Raw genomic sequence first — 4,325 nt, 5'->3', positions numbered from 1 at the left:
CGCCCGATCGATTGCAGCACCACGTCGAAGCGGCGTTGGCGCGCGGCGACAGCTCCTTTGTTCTCGAACACGGAGTGAGACAGCGTCTCCACCTGGCCCTGAATGCGCTCGATGAAATCCGCGAGGCGATCGACGATGGTGTCGAGCAGCCCCATCAACACCGTGGTGCCGCTGCCGAGATTCGACTCCTGCCGATTGCACCGCGCGGCGAAGATGGGAAAGGCGCGCGGTTCGGCATAGCGGAGCGTAACGAGCCTGGCGCCGACGAGGATAAAACTGACCGGTGTCGTCTTGGTCTCGGCGTCGTCACCCAAATAGACCAGCGTCGCCGTCATGAAGTAAGTGCCGTCCTCCTGATAGAGGCGGCTCGAAGCCTCGATCTCCGCCTGCTCCTCGCGCGTCGGCACGTCGACCTTCAGCGCGCGCTCGATAATTTCCTCCTCGTCCGCCGTGGGATTGAGCAGGTCGATCCACACCGCCTCCTCGGTGATCCTGGGAAGACCAGTCTGGGCCTTGAGAGCGCCCTCGCGAAATTCATAAATGGTGAGCATCGACTCCCTGATCTCCGTCAGCCCCGGCAAAGCCGTTCAAAAAAAACCTTATATGCCAAGGCCTCTATGTCCAGGGTGAGACACTGTGGACAGCGCGATACCTTTGACCCCCGGTCCCGGGGAGTTTACAAATTCTTTCATGGGCTGGCTGCGCAAAGAAAGAGACCTCCTCGGGCTCCTCGTCGTCTGGGCGATTCTGCTCCAGTCGATCGCGCTCCCCTTCACGACCGGACTGCATGCCGCGACTCTGACGTCCGAGCCGGGGCAAGCGAGCATTCTGTGTACCTCCAGAGGCACGGCCGTCACCCCGGAGAGCCCCGGACAGAACAACAAGGGTCCGGATTGCCAGTGCTGCCACATGTCCTGCCGCTCAGGGTGCGGCAGCGCCTGCGGCGGCATTCTGCCGACCTTCGCCCGCGTGCCTTTGCCGTCCTCGACGGTCATTGCCGTGGTTCCGCTGCGCGTCGACGCGCCCACGCCGACACCGGCAAGACACGCTGCAGCCCAGCCCCGCGCCCCTCCCCGCGCGTAAGCTTCAAGGCGTAACCCCATCGTCCCGACGTGAGGCCGACTTGGCGTGCGCGTAGGACGCTGGCTGCGCAAACCATCCACATTACAATCAATGAGGGCGAACCGGCTCAGAAGTCCGGCGCCCATGGGGGGCTATCAATGCATTCAATTTTCTCGCGCGCCGCGATACCGGCGCTCACCCTTTGCCTGGGGGCTGCGCTCACGGCCGTTCCCGGCGTATCAAAGGCCGATTCCGATCATGGCACCGGGCCGCTTGCCGACACGCACGCGCCCGCAGGCGTCATGTTCGACCACATGCACAAGGCCGGAGAGTTCATGATCGGTTTCCGCTACGCCTATACGAGCGCCGGCGGCGACATGCTGCACGGCTCGGACAAGGCGAGCGATCAAGAGATCATCGACAAGGGCTGCAAACCGCACACCTGCTCCATGACGCCGAGCGACATGGCGATGAACATGTACATGCTCGACATCATGTACGCGCCGACCGACTGGGTGACGCTCATGGTCATGCCGATGTACATGTCCCACGACATGACCATGCGGCCGCTGAAATCCTCCATGAGTGCCATGGGCCATATGGAGCACATGGAGCACATGGAAATGCCCATGGACGACACCATGGGGCATGGCGCCCATGGCGGTCACATGGGGAGCCATTCCCACGGCACCGACGGCTGGGGCGACACGATCTTCGGACCCGAACTCAAGATCGCCGACGGCCCCGGCTATCACCTGCAATTCGCACCGATGTTCAGCGCGCCCACCGGCAACGTGGACTACAAGATGAACGGTGCCTTCACGCACTACATGATGCAGCTTGGCTCAGGTACGTGGGACTTCGTGCCCAGCATCACCTATACGGGCCGCGCCGATCGCCTCACTTGGGGCGCGCAAGTCCTCGGCGTGGTGCGGCTGGAGGAGGAGAACGACTCGGGCTACCAGTTCGGCGATGTGTTCCAGGCCACCGGTTGGGGCAGCTACCGCTTCGCCAATTGGATCTCCGCCTCGATCCGCGGCCTCTACACCGAGCAAGGCAAGATCGAGGGCCACTATAACGGCCCGCACAACCACTCGAGCCCGCCCGACCTCCAGTTCAACTATGGCGGCCGGTTCTGGGACATCGGCTTCGGCATCAACACCGTGGTGCCGAGCGGAACATTCAAAGGCCTGCGGCTCTCCGCCGAATGGCTTCAGCCCATCGGTGAGGACGTGAACGGCTACCAGCTCGAGCGTGACGGCACGTTGTGGGCCAGCGCCGGCATCGCGTTCTAGAACGGCATGGCGGCCGCTCTCCTTTCGGGGGCGGCCGCTAGTTCTTCTGCACGATGCAGGCGCCGCCGTCCTTACGAAGCGCTGCGCAGACCTCGCGCGCATCGGCGCGGCTGTCGGCGCCGATCTGCACCATGTAGAGCGCGCGGCGTCCCCGGCTCAAGTTCCGCTTCGGCAGCACAAAGGGCTCACGGCCGGCCAGCACCGATGTGTGCGCGCGCCTGAGCCTTGAGAACTTCTCCAGCGCCTGTCCTTTGGAAAATGCGCTGGACACATGCGCGCCCCAGGGCCGCCAGGCGCCGCTCGCCGTCAGCGGCTCCGTCTCGTAGACCGCACGCACCACGAGCGGCGCGAGCTTCTTGCAGGAGTCCTGCACCGTATCGCCTTCGGTCTTCAGAGACTCCGGCAGTTCGGTCTCGGGCAGCTTCCATTCTTCGGCCGCGCGTCCTGTGACGAACATCACGTAACGCCGCGTTTCGCCCGGCAGCACGCGGCTGCCCGCAAGCCAGCCGCGCACCCGCTCCTCGCCGGCGTTATAGGCGGCGGCCGCGAGCCCGAAATTGCCGAACACCTTCTTGAGGTCCGCCAAGAGGCTCGCCGAATGCTGGATCGCCGATTTCGGCTCAAACGGATTGTCGAGGCCACGATCGGCCGCCGTGCCGGGCATGAATTGGGCGATACCTTGCGCGCCTTTGGAACTGACCGCGTTGGGATTGAACCGGCTCTCCCGCCAGATTAGCCTCACGAAGGGCATGGGCGGCAGCCCGCGTTCCTCGGCCTGTTGCTGCATCAGCGGACAAACGATCTCCACGAAGGGCATGGGGCCGGCCGCCGCGAGCCCCGCCGCCTTGAGGCCGCCGGCGACGCGGGCAACCTCCGCGGTTTCCGCTCCGTGCGCGACTGCAATCCCCGCGGCGAGAAGCACCGCCACGCTCATCCCTATGCGCGCATCCCGGCGCACGGCCCTAATTCTTCGAGACGATACAGGCACCGCCCGCCGCTTGCAGCTTGTTGCAGAGCGCGTCGGCGAGTGCGGCACAAATAGCGGCGGCGGTCAGTCTCCTCATGATCGAGACCTCATGACACAGTATCGCACTCGCCCAGCATATCTCACTCGGGCCACGCCCGGAGCGCCATCTCCACGACGCGCTCAAGCTCTTTCCGGCTGGCGCCCGCTGCCGCCTGCACGGACATCCCCTGGGTGATCGTGGAGACATAGCGCGCCAGCATCGCCGGGTCGGCGTCGGCGGGGAGATCGCCTTCCGCCTTGGCCCGTTTCAGCCGCTCGCGGATCGACGTCTCCGCGGCCGCGCGACGGGCGCAGAGCTCGTCGCGGATACATTGCGCATGCTCGCCGGCGCCGGCGACGCCTTGGACCAAAAGACATCCGGCGGGGTTGGACTTGTCCGTCAGGGAGCGCGCCGTGCCGCGCAGCAACGCGGCAACAGCGTCGCGGGCCTTGGGCTTGTCCAGCGCCTCGCGAATAAATCCTGACTTTGTCTCCGCGTAACGGTCGAGCGCACTGCGGAACAGCGCCTCCTTGTTGCCGAAGGCGGCGTAGAGGCTGGGTGGATTGATGCCCATCGCCGCCGTCAGGTCGCAAATGCTCGCGCCCTCGAAGCCCTTGCGCCAGAACACCTCGAGCGCCCGGTCAAGCGCCTGATCCATATCGAAAGTCCTGGGGCGGCCTATTGCCACGGAGTCCTCTCCAAGCCGTTTTCCGATGCCTATCACCTCCCATCTTTGTAGTGGTCGTTATATAATGCTCTTGACAACCCGGGTCCAGGCACACATTTGTAGCGTCTGCTACAGAACAGCTTAGTCAGGAGACTGGACCCATGTCGAAGAAGCTCACAGGAAAAGTCGCGCTCGTGACGGGCGGCTCGCGCGGCATTGGCGCCGCAATCGCTCGGGCGCTGGCCGATGACGGCGCAGACGTTGCCATCAGCTACGCGGCGTCAGAGGACAAAG

Annotated in this window: 6 protein-coding genes; 3 read left to right on the top strand and 3 right to left on the bottom strand. The window is 64.5% G+C overall.

Annotated elements, in window-relative coordinates:
• Positions 1 to 551: CorA family divalent cation transporter (locus ACSLE4_RS11110; RefSeq protein WP_435904514.1), on the bottom strand; the 551-nt coding region annotated here is incomplete at its 3' end.
• 139 nt (positions 552 to 690) lie between these two features.
• On the opposite strand from ACSLE4_RS11110, the gene ACSLE4_RS11105 reads away from it, so the two are divergent.
• Together ACSLE4_RS11105 and ACSLE4_RS11100 are read left to right on the top strand one after the other, a co-directional pair.
• Positions 691 to 1,083, top strand: a complete 393-nt coding sequence (locus ACSLE4_RS11105) for a DUF2946 family protein (protein WP_435904513.1) — start codon at positions 691 to 693, stop codon at positions 1,081 to 1,083.
• Between the two features lie 137 nt (positions 1,084 to 1,220).
• A complete protein-coding gene (locus ACSLE4_RS11100) occupies positions 1,221 to 2,357 on the top strand; it encodes a transporter (protein WP_435904512.1) in 1,137 nt (378 codons plus the stop codon).
• 37 nt (positions 2,358 to 2,394) lie between these two features.
• Here the strand turns inward: ACSLE4_RS11100 and ACSLE4_RS11095 are convergent, their stop codons facing one another.
• Positions 2,395 to 3,315: a lytic transglycosylase domain-containing protein gene (locus ACSLE4_RS11095; protein WP_435904511.1), complete on the bottom strand. Its 921-nt coding sequence runs from the start codon at positions 3,313 to 3,315 to the stop codon at positions 2,395 to 2,397.
• Positions 3,316 to 3,464: 149 nt separating this feature from the next.
• Positions 3,465 to 4,022: a TetR/AcrR family transcriptional regulator gene (locus ACSLE4_RS11090; RefSeq protein WP_435904510.1), complete on the bottom strand. Its 558-nt coding sequence runs from the start codon at positions 4,020 to 4,022 to the stop codon at positions 3,465 to 3,467.
• A gap of 170 nt (positions 4,023 to 4,192) precedes the next feature.
• Here ACSLE4_RS11090 and ACSLE4_RS11085 point away from each other — a divergent pair.
• Positions 4,193 to 4,325 (top strand): SDR family NAD(P)-dependent oxidoreductase (locus ACSLE4_RS11085; RefSeq protein ID WP_435904515.1); only part of this gene is annotated, 133 nt, incomplete at its 3' end.

This window comes from Methyloceanibacter sp. (genome assembly GCF_051306395.1).
Taxonomy (GTDB): Bacteria; Pseudomonadota; Alphaproteobacteria; order Rhizobiales; family Methyloligellaceae; genus Methyloceanibacter.
Note: the sequence above shows the minus strand (reverse complement) of the source record. Positions and strands in the feature narration are given on the sequence as shown.